The organism is Lacrimispora brassicae, from assembly GCF_054772055.1.
This window is the reverse complement of sequence record NZ_BRYH01000060.1, coordinates 1-2293: the sequence shown is the minus strand read 5'-3', so window position 1 is coordinate 2293 and position 2293 is coordinate 1. Positions and strand designations below refer to the sequence as shown.

At 45.1% G+C, this 2293-nt stretch carries 4 protein-coding genes; all 4 read left to right on the top strand.

The features are described from left to right. Positions 1-209 precede the first annotated feature (209 nt). The 4 genes from ACYVD3_RS26105 (at position 210) to ACYVD3_RS26090 (ending at position 2274) form a co-directional block, all read left to right on the top strand. Positions 210-881 carry an ATP-binding protein gene (locus ACYVD3_RS26105; RefSeq protein WP_460645429.1) on the top strand — a complete coding sequence of 224 codons (672 nt, stop codon included), beginning with the start codon at positions 210-212 and terminating at the stop codon, positions 879-881. 4 nt (positions 882-885) lie between these two features. Beyond that, positions 886-1017: a hypothetical protein gene (locus ACYVD3_RS26100; protein ID WP_460645428.1), complete on the top strand. Its 132-nt coding sequence runs from the start codon at positions 886-888 to the stop codon at positions 1015-1017. Continuing rightward, positions 1014-1910 carry a hypothetical protein gene (locus tag ACYVD3_RS26095; RefSeq protein ID WP_460645427.1) on the top strand — a complete coding sequence of 299 codons (897 nt, stop codon included), beginning with the start codon at positions 1014-1016 and terminating at the stop codon, positions 1908-1910. Before ACYVD3_RS26100 ends, ACYVD3_RS26095 begins: the two co-directional genes overlap by 4 nt. 121 nt (positions 1911-2031) lie before the next feature. Then, entirely contained in the window at positions 2032-2274 is a 243-nt protein-coding gene (locus ACYVD3_RS26090; RefSeq protein WP_460645426.1) for a hypothetical protein, read from the top strand. Positions 2275-2293 lie beyond the last annotated feature (19 nt).

Sequence of the window (2293 nt, the reverse complement as noted above, 5' to 3'; positions counted from 1 at the left end):
ATTACGGCCATGACTGGTCAGATTTCCGTATCCACTGTTGTTGGAGTGATTGCTACTGCAATCGCTGCCGGGATCGGCCTGGTGTTCATGTGGTGGGGCGGTCGCAAGGCGGTACGTACTCTTATGGCTGCTTTCCGCAAGGGAAAAGTTTCCATGTAGTTTCCTTTTGGGGGCGGTGATCCGCTCCCATTTTTCGTTAGGAGGTTTATATGTCGTTTAAGTGGTATATGGGGTCATTAGACCCGTTTAACGTGTTTAAGGTAATTAAGTACAATAAAGAGTTTCGGAAACTGCATCCGGAATTCTTTGATCCGGAAGGGATCATCGTCTTTTGTGGGATGCAGGGAGCCGGGAAAACAATATCTGCTGTTCAGTACGTTCAGCAACTTTGTGAGCGGTATCCTTCTGTAAAGGTGTGCAGTAACATGACCCTTAAGCTTCCAGAAGGGATTGAGGTGATTCCCTGGGACGGTGTGCACTGCTTTACGGATGTCAATAACGGGTATGCCGGGGTGATTTTTCTTCTTGATGAAATCCACCTGGAATTTAACTCGCTGGAAAGCAAAAAGATGGATAGTAACATTTTTACAGTGGTCTCACAGCAAAGAAAGCAGAGGAAACACATCGTAGGCACTTCCCAGGTGTTCAACCGGATTGCGAAACCCTTTCGTGAGCAGTTTCGCTATGCGGTGGCTTGTCAGACATTGTTTAAGTGTATTCAGATCAATTCACTTATTGATGCGAAACGAGCGACTGAGGGAAAGAATGGCGAGATTATTTGCAGTAGTATTAAGAAGTTTTTTTGGTTCCATAGTCCTGATTTGTATGATAGTTATGATACTTATGCTGTCATGAGCCGTTATCGGAAAGATTGGGGGTGAGTGGATGCAGAATGCCATTGATTTGTTTGCTGATGTGGTTAAGCTTGCTATGCCTTATGCGGTTGTTTTTGCCATTGGCCAGCGTGTTGTGACGTTGTTCCTGGGAATGGCTTTTAAGGGTGAGGTTCGTATATGATGAGGAGGTTTTTATATGTTGGAGTTTTATGTTTATTGTTCAATGCTCTATACTGCGTATCGGCTTTTGCGGATGACTTTGAGATTCTCCCGGGTGATTCCCCGGATTTTTGGGCGAGTGATGAACCGTCTGATGCTGTAGAAGTGCCTGATCTGGATGATTTTGACCAGTGGACGGAAGTCATGGATGAGATTCTTCCTGCCAGTCCTTCCGATGCCGATCAGAGCGCTGATGAAGAAGCTGCATCCGGTCGGTTGGGTGATATTTATGATGCTGTGATTGAGATCCGGGATCTACTCTCTCCTGCCACTCCTTCCAGTGCGGTGCCGGATGTAGTAGAATCGGTGATTTTGGATGAAGTGGAGCCTTTTACTGAGATCGTTCCTTTTGGTGCTTCTGGTTCATTCTTTGACCGGAATGTCGTGGTTTATACTGGTACTTTTAAGGGGCAGTCTTGTAAGTTCGTTATTTCGGCTGATATGCAGCAATACATTTGGCGTGATCCGTCTGATGGTGCTTTGTATTGCGTATCTTCTGATCCTAACTTGTGGCGGGTTGTAGGGCGTTTATTTTATACAGATACGTTTGATCAATCTGATTATAATTATCGGCTTTTTACACTAAATACGGTGATTGGTACGGCTGGCCCCGTTCCGGTTTTGCAATCTGGCTATAACTCTTACCAGACTACGTACACAAGAGCAACTTCTAATACAATGAATCAATCTCTTTCATATGGATTGTTTTATGCAACGGATGTAACTGAATATGAAATAGATTCTACGGAATATAGAACTTACATAGCGGTTAAGGCTATACTTTTTGTGCTTGTGCTGTATCTGCTTTTTGTGGTATATCGCTCCTTTTTCAGTCCTGGGCGTATAACGATATGATTCAATTACCCGGCTTTTTCCTTGTTCGCCTGTGTACCTGTTTGGGTTTCGTTAACTGTGGACGGCAGGTGGGAGCATCGCCGGGGGGCCCACCTGCACGGATGTAACTTGGAGGTATGCCATGGATCTTGGAGAATTGGAACTGCTCTATCTTCGTTCCGTCATTGTGGATCGCCTGGACACACTGGAGCGTCGGTTAGAAAAACACATCCGTTTCTATGGAGATACGGATGACATTGTCTTGAAACAGCGGAAAATTGGAAACTTAGAAGCGGAACATGTGGTGATGTTGGATGTCAAGAATAAGATTAATATGGAGATCGGCCTGCGCTCTCTGCTGGCCTATGACGAAACGAAAGCCTAGCTGAAGACTTGTCTTCTAA

Bases quoted from the DNA above. Each gene is read 5' to 3' on its own strand.
- ACYVD3_RS26105 (WP_460645429.1), top strand. From the start codon at position 210: ATGTCGTTTAAGTGGTATATGGGGTCATTAGACCCGTTTAACGTGTTT.
- ACYVD3_RS26100 (WP_460645428.1), top strand. From the start codon at position 886: ATGCAGAATGCCATTGATTTGTTTGCTGATGTGGTTAAGCTTGCTATG.
- ACYVD3_RS26095 (WP_460645427.1), top strand. From the start codon at position 1,014: ATGATGAGGAGGTTTTTATATGTTGGAGTTTTATGTTTATTGTTCAAT.
- ACYVD3_RS26090 (WP_460645426.1), top strand. From the start codon at position 2,032: ATGGATCTTGGAGAATTGGAACTGCTCTATCTTCGTTCCGTCATTGTG.